Annotated in this window: 25 protein-coding genes; 12 read left to right on the forward strand and 13 right to left on the reverse strand. The window is 74.3% G+C overall.

All coding sequences use genetic code 11. From position 1 onward, the window contains the following. Nucleotides 1-17: 17 nt before the first annotated feature. Nucleotides 18-803, reverse strand: coding sequence for a YwiC-like family protein (locus Cch01nite_RS11940; RefSeq protein WP_239070376.1), 786 nt, complete (start codon nt 801-803; stop codon nt 18-20). Nucleotides 804-988: 185 nt separating this feature from the next. Here Cch01nite_RS11940 and Cch01nite_RS11945 point away from each other — a divergent pair, with 185 nt between their 5' ends. Continuing rightward, complete coding sequence (locus tag Cch01nite_RS11945; protein ID WP_203754161.1) at nt 989-1333, forward strand: hypothetical protein; 345 nt, start codon at nt 989-991, stop codon at nt 1331-1333. Between the two features lie 207 nt (nt 1334-1540). After that, complete coding sequence (locus Cch01nite_RS11950; RefSeq protein WP_203754165.1) at nt 1541-1879, forward strand: hypothetical protein; 339 nt, start codon at nt 1541-1543, stop codon at nt 1877-1879. A 4-nt stretch (nt 1880-1883) separates the two neighbouring features. Here Cch01nite_RS11950 and Cch01nite_RS11955 read toward each other — a convergent pair whose 3' ends face one another. Next, nucleotides 1884-2555 (reverse strand): TetR/AcrR family transcriptional regulator, encoded by a 672-nt coding sequence (locus tag Cch01nite_RS11955; RefSeq protein WP_203754167.1) that lies wholly within the window; start codon nt 2553-2555, stop codon nt 1884-1886. Nucleotides 2556-2712: 157 nt separating this feature from the next. On the opposite strand from Cch01nite_RS11955, the gene Cch01nite_RS11960 reads away from it, so the two are divergent. Next, on the forward strand, nt 2713-4248 hold the full coding sequence (locus Cch01nite_RS11960; protein WP_203754169.1) for an MFS transporter: 1536 nt from the start codon (nt 2713-2715) through the stop codon (nt 4246-4248). Nucleotides 4249-4377: 129 nt separating this feature from the next. Here the strand turns inward: Cch01nite_RS11960 and Cch01nite_RS11965 are convergent, their stop codons facing one another. After that, nucleotides 4378-4941 (reverse strand): YqgE/AlgH family protein, encoded by a 564-nt coding sequence (locus Cch01nite_RS11965; RefSeq protein ID WP_203754172.1) that lies wholly within the window; start codon nt 4939-4941, stop codon nt 4378-4380. A gap of 195 nt (nt 4942-5136) precedes the next feature. Between Cch01nite_RS11965 and Cch01nite_RS11970 the strand changes: the two genes are divergently transcribed. Together Cch01nite_RS11970 and Cch01nite_RS11975 are read left to right on the forward strand one after the other, a co-directional pair. Beyond that, nucleotides 5137-5727, forward strand: coding sequence for a hypothetical protein (locus Cch01nite_RS11970; RefSeq protein ID WP_203754175.1), 591 nt, complete (start codon nt 5137-5139; stop codon nt 5725-5727). Further along, nucleotides 5724-5930 carry a hypothetical protein gene (locus Cch01nite_RS11975; protein WP_203754178.1) on the forward strand — a complete coding sequence of 69 codons (207 nt, stop codon included), beginning with the start codon at nt 5724-5726 and terminating at the stop codon, nt 5928-5930. The genes Cch01nite_RS11970 and Cch01nite_RS11975 overlap by 4 nt, the downstream gene beginning before the upstream one ends. 81 nt (nt 5931-6011) lie before the next feature. On the opposite strand, the gene Cch01nite_RS11980 is transcribed toward Cch01nite_RS11975, so the two are convergent. Both Cch01nite_RS11980 and Cch01nite_RS11985 read right to left on the reverse strand, forming a co-directional pair. Next, the gene (locus Cch01nite_RS11980) at nt 6012-6857 is read right to left on the reverse strand and encodes a VOC family protein (protein WP_203754197.1); all 846 of its coding nucleotides are present in this window, start codon (nt 6855-6857) and stop codon (nt 6012-6014) included. Between the two features lie 47 nt (nt 6858-6904). Continuing rightward, nucleotides 6905-7651 carry an SDR family oxidoreductase gene (locus tag Cch01nite_RS11985; protein ID WP_203754200.1) on the reverse strand — a complete coding sequence of 249 codons (747 nt, stop codon included), beginning with the start codon at nt 7649-7651 and terminating at the stop codon, nt 6905-6907. 107 nt (nt 7652-7758) lie between these two features. Between Cch01nite_RS11985 and Cch01nite_RS11990 the strand changes: the two genes are divergently transcribed. After that, nucleotides 7759-8232 carry an RrF2 family transcriptional regulator gene (locus tag Cch01nite_RS11990; RefSeq protein ID WP_239070402.1) on the forward strand — a complete coding sequence of 158 codons (474 nt, stop codon included), beginning with the start codon at nt 7759-7761 and terminating at the stop codon, nt 8230-8232. Nucleotides 8233-8250: 18 nt separating this feature from the next. Here the strand turns inward: Cch01nite_RS11990 and Cch01nite_RS11995 are convergent, their stop codons facing one another. Then, nucleotides 8251-9513 (reverse strand): alpha-hydroxy-acid oxidizing protein, encoded by a 1263-nt coding sequence (locus tag Cch01nite_RS11995; protein ID WP_203754206.1) that lies wholly within the window; start codon nt 9511-9513, stop codon nt 8251-8253. 158 nt (nt 9514-9671) lie between these two features. Here Cch01nite_RS11995 and Cch01nite_RS12000 point away from each other — a divergent pair, with 158 nt between their 5' ends. After that, entirely contained in the window at nt 9672-11384 is a 1713-nt protein-coding gene (locus Cch01nite_RS12000; protein ID WP_203754221.1) for a methyl-accepting chemotaxis protein, read from the forward strand. Nucleotides 11385-11402: 18 nt separating this feature from the next. Here the strand turns inward: Cch01nite_RS12000 and Cch01nite_RS12005 are convergent, their stop codons facing one another. Then, a complete protein-coding gene (locus tag Cch01nite_RS12005; protein WP_203754224.1) occupies nt 11403-12377 on the reverse strand; it encodes an NAD(P)-dependent alcohol dehydrogenase in 975 nt (324 codons plus the stop codon). A gap of 141 nt (nt 12378-12518) precedes the next feature. On the opposite strand from Cch01nite_RS12005, the gene Cch01nite_RS12010 reads away from it, so the two are divergent. Both Cch01nite_RS12010 and Cch01nite_RS12015 read left to right on the forward strand, forming a co-directional pair. Continuing rightward, nucleotides 12519-13226, forward strand: a complete 708-nt coding sequence (locus Cch01nite_RS12010) for a TetR/AcrR family transcriptional regulator (protein ID WP_203754241.1) — start codon at nt 12519-12521, stop codon at nt 13224-13226. A gap of 137 nt (nt 13227-13363) precedes the next feature. Continuing rightward, the gene (locus Cch01nite_RS12015) at nt 13364-15247 is read left to right on the forward strand and encodes a bifunctional metallophosphatase/5'-nucleotidase (protein ID WP_203754244.1); all 1884 of its coding nucleotides are present in this window, start codon (nt 13364-13366) and stop codon (nt 15245-15247) included. 60 nt (nt 15248-15307) lie between these two features. Here Cch01nite_RS12015 and Cch01nite_RS12020 read toward each other — a convergent pair whose 3' ends face one another. The 3 genes from Cch01nite_RS12020 to Cch01nite_RS12030 all read right to left on the reverse strand — a co-directional run bounded on the left by Cch01nite_RS12020 (nt 15308) and on the right by Cch01nite_RS12030 (nt 18156). Further along, the gene (locus tag Cch01nite_RS12020) at nt 15308-16420 is read right to left on the reverse strand and encodes a DNA glycosylase AlkZ-like family protein (RefSeq protein WP_203754247.1); all 1113 of its coding nucleotides are present in this window, start codon (nt 16418-16420) and stop codon (nt 15308-15310) included. A 60-nt stretch (nt 16421-16480) separates the two neighbouring features. Beyond that, entirely contained in the window at nt 16481-16957 is a 477-nt protein-coding gene (locus Cch01nite_RS12025; protein WP_203754250.1) for a DUF2510 domain-containing protein, read from the reverse strand. A gap of 122 nt (nt 16958-17079) precedes the next feature. Continuing rightward, the gene (locus Cch01nite_RS12030; protein WP_203754253.1) at nt 17080-18156 is read right to left on the reverse strand and encodes a CAP domain-containing protein; all 1077 of its coding nucleotides are present in this window, start codon (nt 18154-18156) and stop codon (nt 17080-17082) included. A gap of 297 nt (nt 18157-18453) precedes the next feature. Here Cch01nite_RS12030 and Cch01nite_RS12035 point away from each other — a divergent pair, with 297 nt between their 5' ends. Both Cch01nite_RS12035 and Cch01nite_RS12040 read left to right on the forward strand, forming a co-directional pair. Further along, the gene (locus tag Cch01nite_RS12035; protein ID WP_203754256.1) at nt 18454-19194 is read left to right on the forward strand and encodes a GntR family transcriptional regulator; all 741 of its coding nucleotides are present in this window, start codon (nt 18454-18456) and stop codon (nt 19192-19194) included. A gap of 273 nt (nt 19195-19467) precedes the next feature. Further along, entirely contained in the window at nt 19468-21399 is a 1932-nt protein-coding gene (locus Cch01nite_RS12040) for a glycoside hydrolase family 15 protein (RefSeq protein WP_203754259.1), read from the forward strand. 40 nt (nt 21400-21439) lie between these two features. Here the strand turns inward: Cch01nite_RS12040 and Cch01nite_RS12045 are convergent, their stop codons facing one another. After that, entirely contained in the window at nt 21440-22225 is a 786-nt protein-coding gene (locus Cch01nite_RS12045; RefSeq protein ID WP_203754262.1) for a hypothetical protein, read from the reverse strand. Nucleotides 22226-22349: 124 nt separating this feature from the next. Here Cch01nite_RS12045 and Cch01nite_RS12050 point away from each other — a divergent pair, with 124 nt between their 5' ends. Further along, the gene (locus tag Cch01nite_RS12050) at nt 22350-22997 is read left to right on the forward strand and encodes an NADPH-dependent F420 reductase (protein WP_203754265.1); all 648 of its coding nucleotides are present in this window, start codon (nt 22350-22352) and stop codon (nt 22995-22997) included. A gap of 129 nt (nt 22998-23126) precedes the next feature. Here the strand turns inward: Cch01nite_RS12050 and Cch01nite_RS12055 are convergent, their stop codons facing one another. Both Cch01nite_RS12055 and Cch01nite_RS12060 read right to left on the reverse strand, forming a co-directional pair. Beyond that, the gene (locus tag Cch01nite_RS12055) at nt 23127-24794 is read right to left on the reverse strand and encodes a DUF8189 domain-containing protein (RefSeq protein WP_203754282.1); all 1668 of its coding nucleotides are present in this window, start codon (nt 24792-24794) and stop codon (nt 23127-23129) included. 104 nt (nt 24795-24898) lie between these two features. After that, entirely contained in the window at nt 24899-25111 is a 213-nt protein-coding gene (locus tag Cch01nite_RS12060) for a DUF2249 domain-containing protein (protein ID WP_308439245.1), read from the reverse strand. Nucleotides 25112-25190 lie beyond the last annotated feature (79 nt).

Raw genomic sequence — 25190 nt, forward strand, 5'->3', positions numbered from 1 at the left:
GCGGCGGAGGGCCCGGGTCAGACGACGGCGAGGGTCGCGACCGTCACGGCGACCGTGGCGACGAGCTCGCCGATCCCGATCGCCTTCGCGCTCGGCCACGGTCGCAGCCGCGGCACCAGCAGCGCACGGGCGAGCAGCGCGATCGCCACGACCACGAGCACGACCGACCCGCCCGTCACGGCGGCCGCACCGGCACCGGCGACGAGCGCGAGGTGGTAGCCCGACGACACGGCCAGGACCGGCCGGCTGCCCCGGTCGCGGATCAGCGACTTCACGTACGGGACGGTGCCCAGGAAGTAGGCGGCGAGCAGCCCGCCCGCGAGCCACGCGCGCGTGGTCGGCGGTGTCCACGACGGGCCGAGGCCGGCCGCGACCGGCGTCATCAGCGACGCCGCCACGACGGTCACGACGTCGTTGAGCCATGACCTGTCGGCGCGCCGGGCGGAGCAGACCAGGCTCACCGTGAGCAGTGCGAGGAACACCGGGGCCCAGGCGAGCAGCGACGGGCTGGTGAGCACGAGCCCGACCCCGAGGAGGGCGGTGGCCGGCACGTACGCGCGGACCGGCGGCCACCACCGGCGGCGTCGGGAGGCCTTGAGCCAGAGCCCGGCGGCATGGAACGCGAGGTACGCCACGAGCCACGTGACGAGCAGGAGCGCGTGCCGCCACGTCGGGCCTGCGAGCACCGCGCCCACCGCGACGGGCACGACGAGCATCGCCCACGCGCCGTGCTGGTGCGGGACCCACCCGGGCCCACGGCGGGTGCGCCGTCTCGTCGTCGTCGTCGCTGCGGTGACCGCCACGGCGCGAGCATCCCGCCGCGGTCCCGGACCGGCTGGGACCAAGGTCCCTGGCCTGCGTCACCCCGAGGGAGGACCGCGGGGTCCGGGATCCACCCGTCTGCGCGCCGATGTCCCCCGCACGGCGGCTCACGGGCGGGATCGCGCGACTGGGACGATCCGCGTGGATCACGAGCGAGGAGGGTCGGGTGCGAGGACGGGGTGCCGTCGCCGGTGCGGTCGGTGTGCTGTCCGTCGCCGGCTGCGGCCTGGTCGGGGGCGGCGGGTCGCACGCGGGGTTCGAGAACTACACGGACGAGCAGGTCACCGTGAGCATCCAGGGCACGGACCACGTGCTCGTGCTGCCGCCGGCCTCGAACGCAGAGCTCTCCGAGGGGGCGTGCGTCGGGACCGGGATCGTGGTGACCCGCGTCGACGGGACCGTGCTCGCGTCGTTCGACGGGAAGACCTGCCCGGCGACCCACCTGATGGTCCGTGCCGACTGGAACGTGTACGTCACCGACGACCTCACGACGAGCTCGCCGGGGACCTGACGCGCTGCCGGGCCTGCCGAATCGTTTCGCGGAGGACGTACCGACCGGTACCGGTGACAGCCGGTTCGCCCGGTTGGGAGGATCCGCCTGCCAGCACCTCGACCTGACCCTCCGGGCCCCCGCCCGCGGCCGGTCGGCGCCGTCGACCGCTCCGGTCCGGCCGGTGCAGGGGCTGGCACCCGGTCCCGGCAGTGAGGCAGGTCGAAGGTGCGCGCGCGTTTCGTGGTCGTCGGTGCGGTGGTCGGTGCGGTCGTGATGGTGACGGCCGGCTGCGGCGGGGGCGGGCCGGGTGCGGAGTTCTCGAACTACACGGGCGAGCGCGTCACCGTGAGCATCGAGGGCACCGACAAGGTGCTCGTCGTGGAACCGAGCTCCGACGCCACCCTGGGCGAGTCCGGGTGCATCGGCACCGGGATCGTCGTGACCCGCGGCGACGGGAGCGTCGCGGCCGCGTTCGACGGGGCGACGTGCCCGGAGACGGCCGTCGCGATCCGTGGGGACTGGAGCGTCCTGGTCTCGGGCGACCTGGCGACGCGCGCCCCCTGAGCGGCTACGCGGTGGAGGCGGCGCCGGCGTCGGCGGTGGTGGGGGTGCTCGTGTCGGCGCTCGTGTCGACGACCAGCGGCAGGATCACCGAGTCGATCATCCGGACGACGAACTCCTCGTCCACGTACCCGCCCTCGATGACCTTGCGGTAGCTGATCATCGCCGGCGGGACGGTCGCCACCATGTCGAGGTCGACGTCCGCGCGCAGCTCGCCGCGCAGCCGTGCGCGCTCGAGGAGGGCGCGCATGAGGACCACGCGGGTGCGGACGAACTGCTCGTGGAAGACCGTGGCGAGCTGCGGGTCGCCCTTGATGACGGGCATCAGGCCGGACATCAGCGCGTTGTCGTCGTCCCGGCGGCGCCCGAAGCGCACGGCGAGCAGGTCGCCGCGCAGGGTGCCGGTGTCGGGCACGTCGTCGATCGTCATCCGTGCGCCGGGGCCGCAGACGATCGCGTCGACGGTGAGCAGGACCTTGGACGGCCAGCGGCGGTAGAGCGTCGCCTTGCCGGCGCCGGCGCGCTCCGCAACGGCGTCCATCGTCATGCCGTCGAACCCGCGCTCCGCGAGCAGCTCGCGCGCGGCCTCGAGGATCGCGTCGTCCTTCGTGTCGTCCCGACGGCGTCCCGGGCGGCGGGCGGGCACGTCGGCGAGTGCGGTCGCGCTGGCGTCGTCCACCGCTCGTCCCTGCCTCTCGTCCGCCGTGACCCGAGTGCCACGGTACCGCGCCCTGCCCCATATGGAACTCGCACGTTCCGGAACTCGGGGGTTCCGGAACTCGCCGGTTCTGTAATAGTGTCGCACCACCGCACCCGACATCTCCAGGAGCGTCCCCATGTCCTCCACCACGTCCGCGCCACCCGCAGCGTCCGCGCCACCCGCGGGGCCCGCGAGCCGGAACCGCTGGCTCGTCCTCGCCACCGTCGCGCTCGCCCAGCTCATGGTCGTGCTCGACGCGACCATCGTGAACATCGCCCTGCCGTCCGCCCAGGCGGACCTCGGCTTCAGCGACAACGACCGCCAGTGGGTCGTCACCGCCTACGCGCTCGCCTTCGGCAGCCTGCTGCTGCTCGGCGGACGGCTCGCCGACATGTTCGGCCGCCGGCGCATGTTCCTCGTCGGGCTCGTCGGCTTCGCCGCCGCGTCCGCGCTCGGCGGCGCCGCCCAGAGCTTCGAGCTGCTCGTCGGCGCCCGTGCGCTGCAGGGCGTGTTCGCCGCCGTGCTCGCGCCCGCCGCGCTGTCCGTGCTCACCACCACGTTCACCGTCCCGAAGGAGCGCGCCCGCGCGTTCGGCGTGTTCGGGGCCATCGCCGGGATGGGCGGCGCCATCGGCCTGCTCCTCGGCGGCTACCTCACCGAGCACCTCAACTGGCGGTGGAACCTCTACGTCAACGTGCTCATCGCCGTGATCGCGTTCGTCGCCGGGTCCGTCCTGCTGTCCCGCACCGACGAGCGGCACCAGACCCGGCTCGACGTGCCCGGGATGCTGCTCGCGTCGACCGGCCTGTTCGCGCTCGTGTTCGGCTTCTCGCAGGCCGAGCCGCAGGGCTGGGACGCACCGGTCGTGTGGGGCTCGCTCGCCGCCAGCGTCGTCCTGCTCGTCGCGTTCGTCGCCCGGCAGCGCACCGCGCGGTACCCGCTGCTGCCGCTCGACATCGTCCTCGACCGGGACCGCGGCGCCGGCTTCCTCGCGATCCTCGTCGCCGGCTCGGGCATGTTCGGCGTGTTCCTGTTCCTCACGTACTACCTGCAGCTGACGCTCGGGTACACGCCCATGCAGACCGGGACGGCGTTCCTGCCGATGGTCGTGTTCATCGTCATCACCGCGCAGGTCCAGTCGAACATCCTCGTGCCCCGGTTCGGGCCGAAGCTGCTCGTGCCCACCGGCATGGTCACCGCGGCGCTCGCGATGCTCTGGTTCCGCACGCTCGAGCTCGACAGCGGGTACGGGCGCGTGCTCGTCGGCCTCGTGCTCATGGGCATCGCGATGGGCTCGATCATGCCCGCGTCGTTCCAGATCGCGACCCTCGGCGTCGCACCCCGGCAGGCCGGCGCCGCGTCCGCGATGGTGTCCACCAGCCAGCAGGTCGGCGGGGCCATCGGCACGGCCGTCCTGAACACGCTCGCCGCCACCGCGGCGTCCGCGTACCTCGCCGACCACGCGCCCGTGACCTCGCAGGTCGCGGCCGACGGGGCGCTGCACTCCTTCGCGGTGGCCTACGGCTGGTCCGCCGGGATCTTCCTGCTCGGCGCGGTGCTCACGGCGACGCTCTTCCGGACCCGGGCGGACCGGGCGCAGCGCGCCGCCGACGCGGCGCTCGTCGTCGGCGACCCGTCGCCCGCGCAGGACGCACCCGCGCTCGCGCACTGACGAGCTCGCGCACCGGCGAGCCCGACCGTCCGACGCAGCAGCACCGGCCCGCGCGGCCGGTGCTGCTGCCGTTCCGGGGCACGGTCCGTCCCGGGGGAGCGCCGGTCGGGGAGGTCGGTCCGGCGTGGCTCAGTTGAGGCTGGCGTCGTCCGCGTACGTCGAGACGATGGCCAGGTCGCCGCCCTGACGACGCAGCACCCGCCGCCACAGCTGCGACGGCGTGGGCGTCAGCACGTCGTCGGGCAGGGCGTCCACCACGAACCACGCGCGGTCGGCGAGCTCGTCCTCGAGCTGGCCCTCACCCCACCCGGCGTAGCCCGCGAACACGCGCACGCCGTCGACGTGCGCGACGACCTGGTCCGGGTCCGCGTCGAGGTCGACGAGGCCGAACGGGCCGGTCATGCGGTCCACCCCGGTCGACGGCGCGACGCCCGGCAGGAGCGTGGCGACGCCCATCGCCCCGTCGAGGCCGACCGGGCCGCCCTGGAAGAGCTGGGGCGGCGAGCTCACGTGGGCGTGCCACGCCGGGAGGACCTCGCCGACGTCGACGGCCGAGGGCCGGTTCAGCACGACGCCGACCGCACCGTGCTCGCCGTGGTCCAGGAGCAGGATGACCGTCCGGTAGAACGCGTCCTCCTGCAGGCGCGGCGTCGCGACGAGCAAGCGGCCCTGCAGCGCCGTGCCGTCGGTCATCGCCCCATCATCGCCGACGTCGTGGGAGACGCGCCGGTCGGCTGCGACGTCCGTCCACGACGGGCTGCCCCGGCGTTCGTCCCGGCGCTCGTCCCGACGGTTCGCCCCGGCGTATCACGACGGTCCTGCCCGCCTCCGACCTCGTGAGCGTCCGCCGTCCGGGGGCGCTCGGCGTGACGCGAGGCGGTGGTCCCCATGCCAGGAGAGCAGGGTCCGTCCCGGGGCGGCTTCTTCATGACGGCCCCCGGTGTGCTGACGGCGGTCGCCGCCTTGATCACGGCGGTCGGCGGCGTGTACGGCGTGTACGTCAGCCAGCACCGTGACGTGTCGCCCTCGCCCACCACGACCGTGGTGAGCGACCCGGACGGCGTCGTCGTCCCGGCGCCGCTCGCACCGGTGGACCCGGCGACCGACGAGCCGCCCGCCGTGCCCGCGACCGATCCGCTCACCGACCCCGCGGGCACCGACGTCGTCGACGGGCTCGCGGTCCTGCACGACGGCACCGCACCCGTGGACGAGGGGCCGACGGGGACCGACCCGTTCGCCGTCTGGTACGCCGCCGCCGACCTCGACGGCCGGATCGCGGCCGACGACTGCGGCCTCGGTGACCTCGACGCCTGCGGCGTGCTGGAGGGGATCCTCGTCAGCGACTGCCAGGTGACCTTCGACGCGGCGTGCGACCTGCTCTACCTCGCGGAACCCGCGGGGTCGGAGCTCGAGGACCTGGGCGCGACGTGCGGCGACCTGTTCTCCGACTGGACCTCCGCGGGGGCGTGCACGACGTGAGCGCGTCGCCGACCTTCTGGCTCACCGTCGCGGCGGTCTTCGCGCTCAACGGGATGCTGTCGTGGGCGTGGGGCGAGCCCGTCCTCGCGGTGGCGCAGGCCGCGACGGGCGGGCTGGCGCTGGTCGCGGCCGGGGCGGCGTGGCGCCGGATGGTCGCGCACGGGCAGCCGGACGCCGCCCCGACCGGCCCTGGCGACCGCTGAGCCTGCCTGACGCGGCTCAGCTCGACTCGGCGCGGCTCGACTCAGCTCGGCTCGGCTCGGCGCGTCTCGGCTCAACCCCGCTCAGCTCGGCGGCGTGAACTGGCTCGCGGTGAACACGGCGCCCTGCGGGTCGCGGACGGTCGCCGTCCGGGCCCACACGGACTCGTCCCGGGCCAGGACCTGCCCGCCGTGCTCGGTCGCGAGGTCGGCGGCCCGGTCCCGGTCGGCGACCGAGAACGACACGTGCCAGTGCGGTGACTCGCCTGCGCGCAGCGGCGCGACCCAGCCGATCGCGTCCGCGAACCCCGGCGGGGCGTGCACGCCCGACTGGCGTTCGTGGATGCCGGGGTCGACCGTCGCGGCCAGGTGGTCGCCGTAGCCCGGGACGCGGATCATGGTCGCCCATCCCAGGTCGGCCGTCTCCCAGCCGAACGCCCGCTCGTAGAGGTCGCGGGCGGCACCCACGTCGCTGGTGTGCAGGTCGCTGAAGTTCCAGGCGCCGGGTGAGTTCACGACCTGCGCGCCGAGCCGCCGCTTCGCCTGCCAGAGCCGCAAGGTGGCGCCCTGCGGGTCGGCGAGCTCGGCCCACGTGCCGCCCTCGCCCGCCACGGTGGGGCCGGCCGTCACGGTCGCGCCCGCGGCGGCGACACGGTCGAGGGCCGCCGCGATGTCGTCGACCGCGACGTACGTGTGCCAGCCCGGGTCGCCCGGCGCGGGGCCGGTCGGGTCCGCGGGGCCGCCGATGCCGGCGGCGTCGCGGCCGTCGACCTGCGCGATGACGTACCTCGACGGCAGGCCCGGCGGTGTCGCGTCGTGGAACGTCCACCCGAGCACCGGGCCGTAGAACGCCTTGGCGCGCTCCACGTCCTGCTGCTCGATGTCGACCCAGGACGTCACGCCGTCCGGGTAGGTGCGCTGGTCCGCCATGGTTCCTCCTCGCGTCGGGTGCCGCTGCGGCCACGCTACGGGGCGGGTCAGGCCGCCGCGCCCAGCCACTGCGCGAGCGTCGTCACCCCGAGGCGGGTGCCCGGTCCGGCGGTCAGGGACGTGTCGTCGATCAGGGCCCCGAAGTAGCCCGCCGCGGGGTCGGCGACGACCGTGCGGCGGTCACCGGCGGCGGCGAGCACGTGCCCGACGAGCACGTCGAGGCCCAGCGCCTGCGGCCCGGCGAGCTCGACGACGCCGTCCCGGGGCGGTGCGACCGCGAGGTCCGCGAGCAGCGCGACGACCTCGTCGGCGGCGACGGGCTGCAGGGCCGCCGACGTGACCCGGACCTCGTCGCCCGTCGTGGAGCCGTCGGCGATGGCGCGCAGGAACTCGAAGAACTGGGTGGCGCGCAGGATCGTGTACCGGACGCCCGACGCGACGACGAGCTCCTCCTGCGCGACCTTGGCCCGGCGGTAGCCCTCCTGCGGCGACCGGTCGATCCCGACGATCGAGAGCGTGACGTGGTGGCCGACGCCCGCCGCCCGCTCGGCGGCGAGCAGCGTGGTCGTCGCCGTCGTGAAGAAGTCGTAGGCCGCCTGCGGCTCGAACGACGGGGTGTCCGTGGCGTCGACGACCACGTCGGCACCCGCGAGCGCGCCGGCCAGGCCGGTGCCCGTGACGACGTCGACGCCGGTGCGCCGGGAGGCCGGGACGGCGTCGTGCCCCCGGGCGCGCAGCTCGGCCGTGAGCCGCGCGCCGATGAGTCCTGATCCGCCGATGACCACGAGCTTCATGCCGTCCACCTTCGTGTCGGGGTGCCCGTCAATGCGGACACCGGATGTCCGAGATGCTATTCGGACAATCCGTGTCCGAGTCAAGGGGTAGGGTGCCGGGCGTGAGGATGTCCGGCGGGGTCGAGTGGGCGCTGCACTGCGTCGTCGTGCTCACCACCGCGCCCGGACCCGTCCCCGCGGCCCGGCTCGCCGAGCTGCACGACGTCTCGCCCACCTACCTGGCCAAGCACCTCCAGGCGCTGTCCCGCGCCGGGCTCGTCCGCTCCACCCAGGGGTCTGCCGGCGGGTACACGCTCACCCGGCCCGCCGCGCAGATCACCGTCCTCGACGTGGTCGCGGCCGTCGAGGGGTCGACACCCGCGTTCGTCTGCACCGAGATCCGGCAGCGAGGGCCGTGCGCCGCGCCGCCCGAGGCCTGCGCCGCGCCGTGCGTGATCGCCCGCACCATGCGCTCGGCGGAGCTCGCGTGGGAGCGGTCGCTGCGGTCGGTCACCGTCGCCGACCTCGCCACCCAGGTGGACGAGGGAGCCCCCGAGGCGTTGGCCCAGGTCGGGGCCTGGCTGGCGGGCGCCGACGCCTGACGTCGACGGCCGGGCCGCTCAGGCGAGCAGCCCCGGACCGATCTCGTCGATCGAGCGCACCCCGCACAGGGCCATCGTGAGGTCGAGCTCGGCCCACACGTGCTCCATGACGGCGCGGGCGCCGTCGGCCCCGGCGAGCGCGAGCCCGTACACCCACGGCCGCCCGACGAGCACCGCGCGTGCGCCCAGCGCGAGCGCCTTCACGACGTCCGCCCCGCCGCGCACACCGCTGTCGACCAGCACGGGGACCCGCCCGTCGACCCGCTCGACGACCCCCGGCAGCGCGTCGAGCGACGCGACCGCGCCGTCGACCTGGCGACCGCCGTGGTTCGACACCACGAGGCCGTCGACGCCGTGGTCGAGCGCGAGGGCGGCGTCCCGGGGGTCCTGCACACCCTTGAGCACGATCGGCAGCGACGTCCGCGACCGCAGCCGCGCGAGGTCGTCCCAGGTCAGCGTCGACCGCGAGAACACGTCGAGGAACGTCTCGACCGCGGCACGCGGCAGCGGCGAGCGCAGGTTGTCGCGCAGCCGCCCCGGGTGGTGGCGGGCGATCGAGACGAGCGCGCGGACCGCCGCCGGCGTCGGGCGCGGCGCGGGCCCGCCGGACCGCGGGGTGGCCGCGCGGCGCTCGACGAGCCGCCGGAACGCCGGGTCGCTCGTGTACTGGGCGATGCCCAGGCCGCGCGCGAACGGCAGGTAGCCGAGGTCCAGGTCCCGGGTGCGCCAGCCCAGCACGTGGGTGTCGAGCGTGACGACGACGGCCTCCGCGCCGGTCGCGACGGCCCGCTCGACGAACGAGTCGACGACGTCGTCGTCCTTGCTCCAGTAGAGCTGGAACCAGTGCGGCGACCCGCCGAGCTCGGCGGCGGTCCGCTCCATCGGGACCGACCCCTGCGACGAGACGACGAACGGCAGCCCGAGGGTGCGGGCCGCCCGGGCCGCGGCCACGTCGGCCTCCCGGTGGACCGTCTCCAGGACGCCGACGGGCGCGAACAGCAGGGGTGCGGGGATCCGGCGGCCGAACAGCTCGACGGAGGTGTCCCGCTCCTCGACGTCGACCAGCACCCGCGGCACGAGCCGGTGCCGGTCGAACGCGTCGACGTTGGCCTGGGCGGTGCGCTGCCGGCCGGCGCTCCCGGCGACGTACGCCCACGCGGTCCGGCTCATCCGGCGGTGCGCGGCCGCCTCGAGCGCCTCAGGCTCGACCGGGACGTCCGGCCGGTGGCCGAGCACGCCCGCGCGGTAGATCCGTGACTGGACCTCGCGACCTCGGCTCACGGCGGCAGTCTCGCACGGTGTCCGCCAGCCGGGACGGCCACCCGTCCGCCCGGACGGGTGGCCGGCACAGACGAGGTATCGAAACTTCTCACGGCTGCCTCGGAACGGCCGATGAGCGGGGCGGATGCCACCGCGCCCACGTGCCCAAGGAGGAACTCGTGTCGCTGATCCGCGACGGTCTCGGCCGCTTGTCCCGTCTCGGCCTGGGGCTCGGGCGCGGGCTCGGGCACGGGCTCGGTCGAGGTCTGGGCCGCGTCGTGCCGGCCGTCGGCCGGTTCCTGGCGCCGTCGATCGGCCGCCGCATGGCACTCGGCTTCGGTGCGTCGATCGTGTGCATGCTCGCGATCGCGCTGCTGGGCACGTTGCGGGTGGCGCAGGTCGAGGACCGCCTGAGCACGATCAACGACGTCAACGGCGTGAAGCAGAGCTACGCCATCGACATGCGCAGCTCGGTGAACGCCCAGGCCGTCTCGATCCGCGACGTGGTCCTGATCCTGCCGCGCGACCAGCACCTGCTGGACAAGGAGGTCGCCCACCTCGACGAGGAGGCGGACGCCTACGCGGAGGCGCGCGCGAAGATGGCGGACCTCGTCGCCGGTCGCTCGACGGGCTCCGAGACCGAGCGCGCGGCCCTCGCGACCATCGACGACGTCGAGTCGCGCACACTGCCGGTGATCGCCCGGGTCGTGCAGATGCGTCAGGACCAGGACCCGCAGATGACCCGCGTCATCGCCGAGGCGGCGAAGCCCGTGCTCGACGAGTGGCTCACGGCCCTCGACGACCTCATCCGGCTCGAGGACCACATGAACGCGGCCCAGACCAGCCAGGCGCGGGCGATCGCGGGCGGCTTCCGTGCCATGAGCCTCGGTGCGGCCGGGGTCGGGGTGGTCCTCTCCGTCCTGATCGCGCTCAGCGTCACCCGCGGCGTCACCCGCCCGCTCGCCCGCGCGGTCGACGTGCTCGAGTCGGCCGCTGCGGGCGACCTCACGGGTCGCATCGGCGGGACGTCGCAGGACGAGGTGGGCCGGATGTCCCGGTCGCTCGACGAGGCGCTGACGGCGTTCGGCGGCGTCCTGTCGACGTTCGCCGACCGCGCCGACGGGCTGCGCGGCACCAGCGAGCGGGTCGCGGCGCTGTCCGAGCAGGTGGCCGACGGCGCGTCCCGGTCGTCCGAGCAGGCCGAGTCGGTCGCGGCCGCGTCGCGGCAGGTGTCCGACACCGTGCAGGCCGTCGCGGCCGGCACCGAGCAGATGGGCTCGTCGATCCGCGCGATCGCGCAGAGCGCCACCGACGCGTCGGCGGTCGCGGACCGTGCCGTCACGACGGTCACCAGCGCGAGCACGACCATCGAGCGGCTCGGCGAGTCGAGCAAGGCGATCGGTGACGTCGTGCACGTGATCTCCTCGATCGCCGCGCAGACGAGCCTGCTCGCGCTCAACGCCACGATCGAGGCGGCGCGCGCGGGCGAGGCCGGCAAGGGGTTCGCGGTCGTCGCGTCCGAGGTGCGTGAGCTCGCGGGCCAGACGGCTCGCGCGACCGACGACATCACGGCGCGCATCACCGCGATCCAGGAGGACAGCGCGGGTGCGGTCGGGGCGATCAGCGCCGTGGCCGGCGTCATCACGCAGATGAACGCGCACCAGCAGACGATCGCGTCCGCCGTGGAGGAGCAGACGGCGACGACCGCCGAGATGGACCGTGGGGTCGCCGACGCCGCGGCGGGCTCCGCCCGGATCGCGGAGAGCATCGAGGGTGTCGTCGACGTCGCCCGCGCCACCTCGGAGTCCGTCGCGGACTCGCGCGGTGCCGCCGACGAGCTCGCCCACGTCTCCGCGGAGCTCACCGAGCTCGTCACGCAGTTCCGGTACTGAGCCGGCCGCCGAGCGGGGTCAGACGGTGAGCACGACCTTCGCGCGGGCGTGCTCGTCCTCGAGGTAGCGCATCGCCTCGGCCGTGCCGGCGAGCGGGTAGGTCCGGTCGACGACGGGCCGCACGGCGCCGGACTCGACGAGCTCGCGCAGCGTGTCGAGCCTGCCCGTGGAGGGTGCGGAGCCGGGGATCCGGACCCGCTGCCGGACGAACGGCTTCGCGAGCTGCCCCCGGACGAACAGGCCCATCGGGCCGAACATGCTGCCGCCCTCGGAGGTGCCACCGCCGGACAGCAGCAGCACACCGGTCGGCGCGAGGGCGCGTCGCAGGTCCGTGAGCGAACGGTTGCCGACGAGGTCGTAGACGACGTCGTAGCGGGTCCCGTCGCGCGCGAAGTCGTGCGCGCGGTAGTCGACGACGTGCTCCGCGCCGAGCGACGCGGCCAGGTCGGCGTTGCGGGCGCTGCACACGGCCGTCACGCGGGCGCCCGAGGCGTGTGCGAGCTGCACCGCGAACGTGCCGACCCCGCCGGACGCGCCGTTGACGAGCACGTGCTGCCCGGGCTGCACGTCCGCGACGTCGCGCAGGGCGGTCAGGGCCGTGTTGGCGGCGAGCGGGACGGCGGCGGACTCCTCGAAGGTCGTCCCGGCCGGCCGCCGGGCCACGACGTCCTCGGGCGCGCGGACGTACTCGGCGAACGCCCCGGGGTGCTCGCCGAACACCTCGTCGCCGGGCCTCAGCCGCGTGACGAGCGACCCGACCGCCTCGACCGTGCCCGCGAAGTCGGTGCCGAGGACCGGCTGCCGGGGCCGGCGCAGGCCGAACGTCGGGCGCATCACGTACGGGTCGCCGCGCAGCAGGTGCCAGTCGCGGGCGTTGAGGGAGGCGGCCCGGACGCGGACCAGCACGTCGTGGTCGCCGGGCTCGGGCAGCTCGACCTCGGCCAGGCGCAGCACGTCGGGGGAGCCGTACCGGTCGTGCGTGATCGCTCTCATCGGACCTCCTCGGGCGAGTTGGCGCGGGCGTCTACGGTGGGCGGAGCCGCCCTGCGGCGTGGTGTACGGCGTACACCTGCTGGGACGAGACACTAGGTGTACGCCGTACACTCAGTCAAGGGGTCGGCAGAAGGAGGTCCGGTGACCGCGCAGCAGACGGACGTACCACGCCGCACGCCCCTGTCCCGCGAGCGCGTCCTGCGGGCCGCCGTGGCGCTCGCGGACGAGGGCGGCATCGAGACGCTCAGCATGCGCAGGCTCGCCCAGGAGCTCGACGTGGTCCCGATGGCGCTCTACAAGCACGTCGCGCACAAGGACGAGCTGCTCGACGGCGTCGTCGACCTGGTCGTCGGCGAGATCCCCGCGCCCGCGCCGGGCGACGTCGAGCAGGACTGGCAGGGTGCCGTCCGCCGGCGCGTGCTCGGTGCGCGGCACGCGATGCTCAGCCACCCCTGGGCCGCCCAGGTCATCGAGTCCCGCGGTGCCCCGACCCCCGCGGTGATGACCTACCTGAACTCCGTCGTCGGCATGTTCCGCGCCGGCGGCTTCTCCGTCGACCTCACCCACCACGTGATGCACACGATGGGCAGCCGGATCCTCGGCTTCAGCCAGGAGCTCTTCGACGACTCCGCCGAGATCGACCCCGAGGTGCGGGCCGCCGGCGCCCGCGCGATGGCCCCGGCCTTCCCGCACCTCGCCGAGATCGCCCTCGCGGTCGCGCACGACGACGCGTCCGTCGTCGGGTCGGGGTGCGACGACCAGGCCGAGTTCGAGTTCGCGCTCGACCTGCTCCTCGACGGGTTCGAACGGCTGCGCCGGCGCGCGGCGGGCGAGTCCGCCCCCGCCTGACCTGGGCCCTCCGACCCTCCTGACCTGCGGGTTCGCCCATCCGTCATCCCGTCGAGGCGCCCGCGTCACCCGATCGGGGTACCGTGCGCGACGCGCCGCAACCCGGCGCACAACCGACAGCACGGGAGGACTCAGGCATGAGGATCACCAACCTGCAGCGTCGCAGGGTGCGAGGGGGAGCCGTGGCGGCAGCCACCCTGCTCCTCGTCGGGCTCGCCTCGCCGGCGATGGCCGGTGGCGGGCACGGTGGGGGGCCCGGTGGAGGGCACGGCGGCGGGCCCGGCGGCCCCGGAGGGGGGCACGTCGACGGCTACCACCTCACCGTCATGGGCACGACGGACCTGCACGGCAACGCCGTGAACTGGGACTACTACAAGAACGCCGAGTACGACGACAGCGCCCACAACGACGTGGGCCTCGCGAAGGTCTCCACGCTGGTCAACCAGGTCCGCGCCGACCGCGGGGCGCGCAACACGCTCCTCATCGACGCCGGCGACACCATCCAGGGCACCTCGCTCGCGTACTACTTCGCCAAGGTCGAGCCGATCTCGTCGACGGTCCAGCACCCCATGGCCCTCGCGATGAACGCGATCGGCTACGACGCCGCCGCCGTCGGCAACCACGAGTTCAACTACGGCATCCCGTACCTGCGGACCTTCGAGAAGCAGCTCCGGTTCCCGCTCCTCGCCGCGAACGCGCTCGACGACGGCACCGGCCGGCCGGCGTTCGCGCCGTACACCATCAAGACCGTTACCGGGCACCACGGAAGAGCCGTCCGTGTCGGGATCCTCGGCCTGACGAACCCCGGCATCGCGATCTGGGACAAGGCGAACGTCGAGGGCAAGATGCACTTCGACGGGCTCGTCGAGCAGGCGTCGAGGTACGTGCCCGAGATGCGCCGCAAGGGCGCGGACGTCGTGGTCGTCGCCGCGCACTCCGGCGCCGACACGTCGTCGTCGTACGGCGACGCCCTGCCGTTCCCGGAGAACGCCGCGACGCTCGTCGCCCAGCAGGTGCCCGGCATCGACGCGATCCTCGTGGGTCACGCGCACCAGGAGATCGCCGAGCGCGTCGTCACCAACACCGCCACCGGCAAGCCGGTCGTGCTGTCCGAGCCTCTCAAGTGGGGCGAGCGGCTGTCCGTGTTCGACATCGACCTGTCGTTCGCGCGGGGCCGCTGGACCGTGCAGTCCGTCGACGCGCAGGTGCTCAACTCGAACACCGTGCCCGAGGACCCGAAGATCGTGCGCCTGCTGCAGGCCGACCACCAGAAGGCCGTCGACTACGTCAACAGCGTGATCGGCACGGCCACCGAGCCCATGTCGGCCGCGACCGCCCGGTACGAGGACACCTCGGCGCTCGACTTCATCAACCACGTCCAGGCCGAGACCGTGAAGGCCGACCTCACGGGCGCCGACGCCGACCTGCCCGTGCTGTCCATCGCGGCACCGTTCAACAAGGACGCCGCGATCCCGCAGGGCGACGTCACCGTCGGGGACATCGCCGGGCTGTACATCTACGACAACACGCTCCTGGGCATCAAGCTCACGGGCGCGCAGGTCAAGGCGTACCTGGAGAAGTCCGCCGAGTACTTCAAGCCCGCACCGACGCCCGGCACCTACGCGGCCGCCGACCTCACCAACGCGGTGACGCCGACCGCCCCGAACGGCACCCCGGACTACAACTACGACGTCATGGGCGGGCTCGACCAGCCGCTGACCTACGGCATCGACCTGGCGCAGCCCGTCGGCAGCCGCATCACCGGGCTCGCGTACGGCGGCGTCCCGGTGACCGACGACCAGCAGTTCGTGGTCGCCATCAACAACTACCGGCAGTCCGGCGGCGGGAACTTCCCCGGCGTCGTGGGCGCGCCCGTCGTGCACAACCGGCAGCTCGAGATCCGGCAGCTGCTCATCGACTGGGTGACCGAGCACCAGGTCGTGGACCCGGCGCTGTTCTCCTCGTCGAACCCCGACTGGCAGCTCACGTCGGGCGGGACCCCGCTGACGGTCACACCGTGACGGTCCCGCGCTGACCGGGTGCGGGTGCCCTCCTCCCCGCGAGGGCGGCACCCGCACCCGTCAGGGTTCCCGGACGAGGTCCAGCTCCAGCCAGCGGGCCAGGTCGGCGATCTCGTCGTCCACGGCCGCCCGCGTCGCCGCCGTCCAGTCGCCGTCCTCGTGCACCGCGTGCACGCGCAGCGCCCCGGCGCGGGTGTCGGCCGTCGCGTCGAGCTTGCCGACCAGCCGGTCCCCGTGCAGCACGGGCAGCGCGTAGTAGCCCCACCGGCGGACCCGGGCCGGCTTGAACATCTCCAGGGCGTACTCGAACTCGAAGATCTCGGTCATCCGCTTGCGGTCGTGCAGCAGCCGGTCGAACGGTGACAGCAGCGCCGCCCGCCCGTCGAACGCCCCGGAGCGCACGGCGTCCAGGTGCGCCGGGTCGACACGCCAGCGCCCGCGGACGCCCTCGACGACCGCGGGCTCGCCCGCCTCGCCCACGTCGAGCGGCTCGACCGGGCACTCGGGCCCGCGCGAGCGGGCGATGCCGAGCGCCCCCAGACGCCGCGCGTCGCGCAGCCGCAGCGACTCCTCCAGCGGCGGCACCGGCCCGCCCGGGTAGACCCGCTCGGCGAGGTCCCACAGCCGGTCCTTGCCCGTGCCGCCCGCGGCGGCGACCTCGCCGGTGCGGACCATGACGTGCAGCATCATCGTGACGTTGCGGTTGTCGTTCCAGCCCGACGACTTCCACGGCTCGACGCACAGGTCCGGCAGCTCGCTGATCGGCAGCGGACCGTCGGCGCGGAGCCGGTCGAGGATGTCCAGGCGGCACGCCTGGTTCGTCCGCAGCCACTCGACGTTGGCGCGCTGCCACCCGGTGAGCTCGCCGGCCGCCCACACCGCCATCTCGGCGCGGTACAGCGCCAGGTCCTCGGCGGGACGCAGCGTGCCGCGGTACTCCAGGAGCGTCTGCTCGTCGAGCGCGTCCGCGAGCTCGTGCGGCTCGTACGCCGACCCGATCCGGCTCCACAGCACCAGGTCGGCGCTCGGTGCGACGGCGCTCGTCGGGTTGAGCTGCAGCAGCGAGAGCTGTTGGACCGTCTCGTGCACGTCGGTGAGGCGGTCGGCCGTGAGCCGTTGCGCGCGGACGGCGACCCGCCGCGCGTCGGTCCGGGTGAGCTCGTGGACGGTCACGCCGCAGGAGCCTACGACCGGCCGCCGACACCGGCACCCGCCGGGTGCGGGCCCAGGACGCTAGAGCGCAGCCGCGATGATCGCGACCGAGACGAGGACGCCCACGCCCGACAGCACGAGCGCCCACACCGACTTGGTGCGCCCGAAGGCCGGATGGCCGGCGGCGGCGTACGCGCCGGCGCGGGACAGGCCCTGCACGCCGAGCACGATCCCGAGGATCGCCCCGATCCAGAAGCCGAACACCGACAGGATCCCGAGCACGAGCGCCGCGGTGGCGCGGGGGTTGCGTCCGCTCGCCAGGTCGGTGGGGACGTCGCTGAGCCTCTGCGCGTGGTCGGCCGACCAGGTGAGTGGGGCGGGGGCGAGGTTCGTGCAGACCGGAGGTGCCGTCGGCATCGCGGCGACAGCGGTCGCGGCCGGGGCAGCGGCAGGGGCACCCGCCGGGCTCGGGCGGACGTGGGCGGTGAACGACTGCCCACCCCACCACCGCTCCTGCCCGGGGACGGACGGGTCGGGGTACCAGCCGGGCACGTGCATCGTGACCTCCGAGGCGGTGACGCGAGCACCGGGAGCCCGGTGCGGTCGACAGGCGGGACTGGACCGCCGTCACCGGGATCGCCGGTGACGGTGCAGGTCAGCGGCGATCCGGGGCGAACCTATCAGCGGAACAGGACCGCGCCATAGAGGATCCCGTCGGCCGTGGTGGCTCCGACGAGCATCCGGGTCACGTCGGTGCGGCGCATCTGGGCGTCGTGCCCGGGGGAGCGGGACCAGGCGACGACCATCTGCGTCGCGCTCGCCGGGCGGAGGCAGGCGACGATGCTGTCGCCGCCGCTGTGCCAGATCTGCCCCCAGGCCGCCATGTCCTGCGCGTGGGCGACGAGCGCGCCGGAGCCGGCGACGGCGAGCCTGCTGAGGCCGAGGCCGGCGCGGTAGTCGTTGATCGCGGCGCCGATGTCGCCGCCGTCGACGACCGTGCTCGACGCGCTGCCGCCCGCCTGGCAGGTGAGGGTCTTCCCCTGGGGGCCGCTCGACGCGGGGGCCGTCGACGCGGGTGCCGTCGGGGCGGCGGCCGGTGCGGTCGCGGGAGAGGTCGCGGGTCGGGCGGCCTTCGCGGCCGCGGCGCGGTCGGCCGCCTGGGCGGACCGTTCCGCCTCAGCCGCCTCAGCCGCCTGTGCCGCCTGAGCCGCCGCCTCTGCGACGCGTGCGGCCTCGGCGGCCTGCCACTGCTGCTCGGCCTGCGCGACGGCCTGCTGCGCGGGGTCGAGCGCGTCGAGCGCGCGGTGCACGTCGGTGGTGCTGGCACCGGAGCCGAGCGTCGCTGCCGAGGTGGCGACCGCGTCGCGGGCGGCGACCAGCGCGGCGCGGGCGGCGTCGTCGGCGTGCGGGGCCGCGGAGAGGGCGGCGTCGGCCGAGGCGACGGCGGCGCCGGCCCGGGCGGCAGCCTGCGAGCGGAGCGTCGTGCTCGCCGCGGACCGTGCCGCGGCGAGCGTCCCGGCGGTGAGCCGAGCGTCCGCGGCGGCGGCGTCGACGACGAGCTGCACGCGGGCGGCGGTGCGGGCGTGCTCGGCCTCGGTCGCGCGAGTGTGGGCCTCGGCGGCGGTCGCTCCGAGCGCCGACCCGGTGGCCAGGACCGTCGTGAGCACGGCGACGGTGGCGACGCGGGCGGGGTGGCCGGTCCGGGCCGAGCGGGTCGGGTTCGTCGTGCGGGTCGGGCTCGTCGTCCGGTGGAGCATCACGTCACCTCGTCGTGCGGGCGGTGCGACCCGGTGGTCCGCACCTGGGGGGGCGGCTGTTCGTCCCCTGGTAGGTTCAGGGTAGGCATTTGTTCGCACATCAAACTAATTGCATACCGGATCCCGGGCATCGGATCCCGTATGCAGGTCACGGGCGGTGAGACCGCTCCCACGACGCCGTGTGACGGCGAGGCTCGGGGACCTTGGTCGCGTCCCGCTCCACGACGCCCGACCTACCGTGGAAGGACGGCGACACCGCGACCGTCCCCACCGGTGCCGACCGGATGGGAGGTCACGATGCCTGTGCCGCTGATCCCGAGCCGTGCCGGCCCGCTGCGCCTGACGCTCGTCGACGTCGCCGTGCGCGAGCTCCAGGAGCTCGTCGTCACCGGCAGGCTCGAACCCGGCGAGCAGCTCCGCGAGGACGAGCTCGCGACCTGGCTCGGCATCTCCCGCACCCCCGTGCGCGACGCCCTCGCCCGGCTCGAGGACCTCGGGCTGGTCGAGAGCGAGCCGCACCGCGGCTCCCGGGTCGCGCCGATGGACGTCGAGATGCTCGACCACACCGCGCAGGCCCTCGCCGGGGTGCTCGGCACCGTCGCCCGGCTCACCTGGCCCACGCTGTCCGCCGACGTGCGTGCGCAGGTCCGTGCGGCCGTCCGCGCCGCCGCGTCCGCCCCGGCCCCGGCCGACAACCGGTCCCGCCGCAACGCGCTGCGCGCAGCCCTCGACCCGATGGTCGACGCCTGCACCAACCCCGTCCTCGTGCAGATCGAGGCGGACCTGCGGCCGTCGATGACGCGGCTGCTCTACCTCGCACCCGCCGCCGACGTGTCGCAGGCGCAGGTCGCCGCCCTGTGCCGGCTGCTCGACGAGGCCTTCGAGTCGGACCGCCCGTTCCGGGTCGGTCACGCCGTCGAGCACGCCTACCTGACGGTCACCGGGTGGACGATCCGCGCGCTGCGGAACGCCGAGTGCCGGCTCGACGAGCGCGGTGTGCCGGCGCTCGCGGGCGCTACGACCCGCTCCGTCAGGTGAGGACCCCGGAGCCGTCCTGCACCGCGACGCCGACGGCCGAGAGCACGATCGCCCAGACCGACCTCGTCCGCCCGACGGCCGGGTAGCCGACGGCCGCGAACCTGCGCGCCCGCTGCAGGCCGAGGATGCCGACGACGAACCCGAGGACCCACCCGAGCCCGAGGCCGAGCCGGCGACCTGCGGGTCACGCCGCCCGTCGGGACCTGTGCCGGTCGACGCGCAGAATTTACGTGCACGAGCAGACAAGTCCGTCACCAGGAGTCACGCTGGACCATGGCCCCGCTCGTGACCGACCGCCGGCCGGACCCGACCCACCGGTCGTCGTTCCCGCCGATCGCGAACTACGCGTTCCTGTCCGACTGCGAGTCGAACTGCCTGATCGCCCCGAGCGGTGCGGTCGAGTGGATGTGCGTCCCCCGCCCGGACTCCCCGAGCATCTTCACCGCGCTGCTCGACCGGGCGGCCGGCTCGTTCCGCGTCGGACCGCACGGGATCCGGGTCCCCTCGGCCCGCCGCTACCTGCCCGGCACGCTCGTGCTGGAGACCACCTGGCAGACGCCCACGGGCTGGCTCGTGGTCCGGGACGCGATGGTGATGGGACCGTGGCACAACACCGACGAACGCTCCGCGACCCACCGCCGCACGCCGACGGACAACGACGCGGAGCACATCCTGCTGCGCACCGTCACGTGCGTGAGCGGCACCGTGGACCTCGAGGTGGAGTGCGCACCGGCGCCGGACTACGCGCGGCAGGAGCCGCGGTGGGAGTACTCCGAGTCCGGCTACAACGAGCTCGTCGCGACACCTCCGGAGGGCGTCACGGGCCCGACCCTGCGCCTCACGTCGAGCCTGCGCCTCGGCGTCGACGGCCGCACCGCGTCGGCCCGCACCCGCATGGTGAACGGCGACAAGGCGTTCGTCGCCCTCGCATGGTCGCCGCTGCCGAACCCGCGCACGTGGGACCAGGCCGCCGACCAGCTGTGGCGCACGCAGGAGTACTGGCGCGAGTGGATCACCCAGGGCGTGTTCCCGGACCACCCGTGGCGCACGTACCTGCAGCGCAGCGCGCTCACGCTCAAGGGCCTGACGTACGCGCCGACGGGTGCGCTGCTGGCCGCCGCGACGACGAGCCTGCCCGAGACGCCCGGCGGCGAGCGGAACTGGGACTACCGGTACGCGTGGATCCGCGACTCGACGTTCGCCCTGTGGGGCCTGTACACGCTCGGGCTGGACCGCGAGGCGAACGACTTCTTCGCGTTCATCCACGACGTGTGCCGGGACAACAAGGACCTGCAGATCATGTACGGCGTCGGCGGCGAGGAGCAGCTCGACGAGACCGAGCTCGACCACCTGTCCGGGTACGAGGGTGCCCGGCCCGTCCGGGTCGGCAACGCCGCGTACTCCCAGCGCCAGCATGATGTCTGGGGCGCCGTCCTCGACTCCGTCTACCTGCACACCCGCTCGCGCGAGCAGCTGCCCGAGGCCCTGTGGCCCGTCCTGAAGCGGCAGGTCGAGGCCGCCATCAAGCACTGGCACGAGCCCGACCGCGGCATCTGGGAGGTGCGCGGCGACTCGCAGCACTTCACGTCGAGCAAGCTCATGTGCTGGGTCGCGCTCGACCGCGGCGCCCGGCTCGCGCGCATGCACGACGAGCACGACTTCGCCACCGAGTGGGGCAAGCTCGCCGCCGAGATCCACGCCGACATCTGCGCGCACGGCGTCGACGAGCGCGGCGTGTTCGTCCAGCGGTACGGGTCGGACGCGCTCGACGCGTCGCTGCTGCTCGTCCCGCTGCTGCGGTTCCTTCCCGCCGACGACGAGCGGGTCCGCGCGACCGTGCTCGCGATCGCCGACGAGCTCACCGACAACGGCCTGGTGCTGCGCTACCGGGTCGACGAGACGGACGACGGGCTCGAGGGGGAGGAGGGCACGTTCACGATCTGCTCGTTCTGGCTGGTCAGCGCGCTCGTCGAGATCGGTGAGCTGGAACGCGGCCGTGCCCTGTGCGAGCGGCTCCTGGCGTTCGCGTCGACCCTCAACCTGTACGCCGAGGAGATCGACACCCGGTCCGGGCGGCACCTCGGCAACTTCCCGCAGGCGTTCACGCACCTCGCCCTCATCAACGCGGTCATGCACGTGATCCGCGCCGAGGCGCACGCCGGGCACGACGGCGTGCACTTCGAGCCCCCGAACCGCGGCGGCTGACGGCCGCGCGGCCGGACGTGTGCCCGGGCGCGCGCCCGGGTCAGGTCGCGTCGGGTGCCCAGCCGGGGGAGGCCGGGCCGCCGTGCGTCGGGTCGGCCGAGATCCACCGCCAGGTCGCGAGGACGCCGTCCGCGGCCTCGACGGCGCGCGCGTGCCACGAGGAGGACAGGACGCCGATCACGAACGCCCACCCGGCATGGTCGACGTGCGTGTCCGTCACGGCCGCGTCGTGGAACGTGGAGGTCGTCCGCCACCCCGCGCCCGCCGCCGTGTCGACGCGGTCGACCGGGCCGAGCGCCATCCGTGGTGCCTGGTACGACGCGTGCTGCCGGTGCGCCCGCTGCTCCGCCGGCAGCGGATCGTCGCCGTCCCGGAGGCTCACCCGCCCGAGGCAGACGACGAGCAGGTGGGTCCGGGGGGCCATCACGACGCGCACGTCCTGGCGGGAGCCGTCGGGGCCGAGGTCGCCCGTCGTGACGTTGGGTCCGGGCGCGCGGAAGGACTCGCCGGGCCGGCCGTCGCCGAGCGGGGCGACGACGACCTCGTGCGTCAGCGCGTACGGGTCGGACGGTGGTGCGGCCGGCCGGACGAGCAGCCTGCGCACCGGCACGGACCGGACGGCCCGACGGATCTCGGCCGCCCTCGCGGGGTCCTCCTTCGTCGCCGTGCGCACGACCAGCGCCCGCAGCCACAGGACTTGCAGCACCCGCAGGCCGAGGGCGACCGCCGCCGAGGCGCCCACGTACATCAGCAGGTGGAGCAGCGGCAGCACAGGGTCGGTGAGGACGGTGCCCTGGGGGAGGCCGCCGTGCGGAGCGAGTGCCACGTCAGGACATCGGCGCCGCAGCGCGCACGCTTGACCCGACGAGCCGCACCGGTCGTCGCCGACGCGCGCGCGCCGGTGACCGAGGTCTCGGAACACCGGCCCGGCGACGGCCGTTGACCCCGGCATGACGACACTCGGGCTCATCGGCAGCGGCAACATCGGCGGCACCCTCGCGCGGCTGGCGGTGGCGGCCGGGTACGACGTCGTCGTCTCCAACTCGCGCGGGCCGGAGACGCTCGTCGACCTCGTCGCGGAGCTCGGCGACCGGGCACGCGCCGGCACCGCGCAGGAGGCGGCCGAGGCGGGCGACCTCGTCGTCGTGTCCGTCCCGCTCAAGGCCGTCGACCAGGTCCCCGTCGAGCCGCTGCAGGGCAAGCTCGTCATCGACACCAACAACTACTACTGGCAGCGCGACGGCCACGTCGCCGAGCTCGACGCGCAGCAGATCACCAGCGCCGGGCTGCTGGCCCGGCACCTGGGCGACGCGCACGTCGTGAAGGCGTTCAACCACATCACGGCCGCCGACCTCGGCTCGCAGGGCACGCCTGCGGGCACCCCGGACCGGCGGGCGCTCGCGATCTTCGGCGACGACCACGACGCGAAGGTCGGTGCGGCCGCGTTCATCGACACCGTCGGGTTCGACGCCGTCGACGGCGGCCCGCTCGACGAGAGCTGGCGCATCGAGCCCGGCACCCCCGGCTACGGGCCGCGGTTCGACGCCGCGGGCCTGCGTGGGGCGCTCGACGCCGCAGTCCGTCCGCACGGCGCCTGACCGCGGGGCTCCGCCGGTTCCCGACCCGCGACCACGTACGACGAGGACCTCCGGACAGCGAGGACGAGATGTCCGCACCGCCCGGAGGTCCTCCGCTCGCATCATGACCTCACGGCGAGGTCGGTGCTGCTAGAGCGCGACCCACCCGCTGAAGGGGCCGCCGGGGCCGGTCTGGCAGCTGCCCACGACGGTGCCGTTGGTGTCAGCCCCGTACACGCAGTTGACGCCGCCCGACGTCCGGATGCCCGTGAGCGCCGTCGCCAGCGCTGCGCCCGACCCGATCTGCGCCCATCCGCCCCGCGCGGGTGCGGTGCTGCTGACGGACGTTCCCCACACGTTGCGGTCGCTGCCCAGCACGTACGCCGAGTAGAGACCGGGCGACGCGATCACGGCGGGGGTGGTGTCTCCGGCCGCGACAGGGCCGGACCCGAGGTTGATCCACGCACCGAACGGAGCGCCCGCCGTCGGCTGGGTGACGGTCGCCACCGTCGAGCCGGCCCCCGCGAAGACCGTGACACGGTCGCCGGTGATCGTCGCCGTGGGTTCGGTCGTGATCCCGCCGCCGCCCGTTCCGAGCTCGGTCCACGCGGAGAACGCCGATCCCGCAACCGGCTGTGCGGTCTGGGCGACGTGCCCGTCCGCCGTCCAGGCGAAGAGGCCGATGCGGTCGCCCGAGTAGCGCACGAGAGCGGGTCGCCCGACGAGCGCCCGGGTGGAGCTCCCGATGTTGGTCCATGTGCCGAACGCGCCGCCTGCGGCGGACTGTGACGTGCCGGCGACGCGCCCGTCGACGGTCGTCGCGTACACGGCGATCACCCCCGAGGCCAGCTGGGTCGCCACCGGGTCGCTCGCGATGCCGTTGCCCGCCGCGCCGATCGTCGTCCAGGCACTGAAGGATCCGCCGACGGCGGTCTGGTTGGTGCCGACGATGGTGCCGACGGACGTCCGCGCGTAGACCGCGATGATTCCCGAGCTGAGGCGCAGGACGGCAGGACGGCCGACGACCCCGGCGTCTCGCGAGCCGATGATCTGCCACGCGCCCAGGCCCGCTCCTGCGGCTGCCTGGCTGGCGCCCCAGAGGTTGCCGTCGGTCCGGGTGGCGTAGAGCGAGATCCGGTCTGCCGCGTCGATGATGGACGTCGGCGCGCTCAGTGAGAGAGGAACGGGCTCCGGCTCGGCGACGCTGGTCACCCCCGAACCGCCGCCCCAGTACTCCCAGTGCCACGGTTCCGGCTTCGAGCCGCCCGGTTCGGCCCACGCGGGGTGGAGCCATCCGTAGGCGGGCGCGTTGGCGCGCATCCAGTTGAACTGAGCCGTCCCGAAGTCCTGGATCCCACCACTGAGATCCAGTGCTCGCGCCCAGCCGTGGTTCGAGCAGCCCGGTGTCGCTGCGAGGTTCCCCTTCGCTGCCTTCGTCCTGACCTGCGCGTCGTAGGAGCGGTACGAGTCGGTGATGGCGAGGTTCACACCGAACCGCGCTCGATATGCGGTGTTCAAGCTCTCCAGGTTCGCTGCGGCGGCCGGCTGGACCCATTGCCCCGGCGCCCAGGAGATCGGGCTCAGCTCGCTGAGCGGGATCTGGCCGTTCTCGTGAGTGCCCCACCGCAGCGGCTGGCTGCACGTCGCGGCCTGGGAGGGCGCGCTCGGCACCACCGTCAGGACGGCTGCTGAGACGAGCAGGAGGGCGCCTGCCTTGATCTTGTCGGCGAGACGGGCCCGACGAACGGGCGGGACGGCCGGACCGGTCCTCTCTGTGAACGCTGGTTCGAGCCTGCTACCTGGGCTGTTGGTGTTCATCACAGTCGGGAACGTAGCCAGGGGGAACGGGCGCAGAACGGGGTTTCACCGCCTCGCCACTAGTTCGTGACAAAAGGTGCATAAGGGGCACCTTCGCGGCCTGCTCAGCCCAGGCGCGTCAGGCGCACGTGCCACGCCTCGGGGCCGTCGACGAGGACCTCGACGTCGAGCTCGACGCGCTCGCGCAGCTGGGCGATGAGCGGCCGGGGCAGGTGCGGCGCGACGAGGACCAGCGAGCCGCCCGGCGGGATCGCGTCGAACGCGCCGAACACGGTCGCGTGCCGGATGGCGTGCGGGATGGGGCGGACGTCGAGCACGGGGTCGGCCTCGTCGTGGCCGCCGCAGCCGCACGCGTGGCCTGCGGGCTCCGGAACCGGCGTGCTGGTGAGGATCTCG

Source organism: Cellulomonas chitinilytica (assembly GCF_016862675.1).
GTDB lineage: Bacteria > Actinomycetota > Actinomycetes > Actinomycetales > Cellulomonadaceae > Cellulomonas > Cellulomonas chitinilytica.

Excerpts from the sequence above, each read along its gene's own strand:
- Cch01nite_RS11970 (WP_203754175.1), top strand. The coding sequence starts at position 5,137 with ATGCCAGGAGAGCAGGGTCCGTCCCGGGGCGGCTTCTTCATGACGGCC.
- Cch01nite_RS12040 (WP_203754259.1), top strand. The coding sequence starts at position 19,468 with ATGGCCCCGCTCGTGACCGACCGCCGGCCGGACCCGACCCACCGGTCG.
- Cch01nite_RS11960 (WP_203754169.1), top strand. The coding sequence starts at position 2,713 with ATGTCCTCCACCACGTCCGCGCCACCCGCAGCGTCCGCGCCACCCGCG.
- Cch01nite_RS12050 (WP_203754265.1), top strand. The coding sequence starts at position 22,350 with ATGACGACACTCGGGCTCATCGGCAGCGGCAACATCGGCGGCACCCTC.
- Cch01nite_RS12035 (WP_203754256.1), top strand. The coding sequence starts at position 18,454 with ATGCCTGTGCCGCTGATCCCGAGCCGTGCCGGCCCGCTGCGCCTGACG.
- Cch01nite_RS11985 (WP_203754200.1), bottom strand. The coding sequence starts at position 7,651 with ATGAAGCTCGTGGTCATCGGCGGATCAGGACTCATCGGCGCGCGGCTC.
- Cch01nite_RS12030 (WP_203754253.1), bottom strand. The coding sequence starts at position 18,156 with ATGCTCCACCGGACGACGAGCCCGACCCGCACGACGAACCCGACCCGC.
- Cch01nite_RS12025 (WP_203754250.1), bottom strand. The coding sequence starts at position 16,957 with ATGCACGTGCCCGGCTGGTACCCCGACCCGTCCGTCCCCGGGCAGGAG.
- Cch01nite_RS11965 (WP_203754172.1), bottom strand. The coding sequence starts at position 4,941 with ATGACCGACGGCACGGCGCTGCAGGGCCGCTTGCTCGTCGCGACGCCG.
- Cch01nite_RS12055 (WP_203754282.1), bottom strand. The coding sequence starts at position 24,794 with ATGAACACCAACAGCCCAGGTAGCAGGCTCGAACCAGCGTTCACAGAG.
- Cch01nite_RS12015 (WP_203754244.1), top strand. The coding sequence starts at position 13,364 with ATGAGGATCACCAACCTGCAGCGTCGCAGGGTGCGAGGGGGAGCCGTG.
- Cch01nite_RS12005 (WP_203754224.1), bottom strand. The coding sequence starts at position 12,377 with ATGAGAGCGATCACGCACGACCGGTACGGCTCCCCCGACGTGCTGCGC.
- Cch01nite_RS11990 (WP_239070402.1), top strand. The coding sequence starts at position 7,759 with ATGTCCGGCGGGGTCGAGTGGGCGCTGCACTGCGTCGTCGTGCTCACC.
- Cch01nite_RS11980 (WP_203754197.1), bottom strand. The coding sequence starts at position 6,857 with ATGGCGGACCAGCGCACCTACCCGGACGGCGTGACGTCCTGGGTCGAC.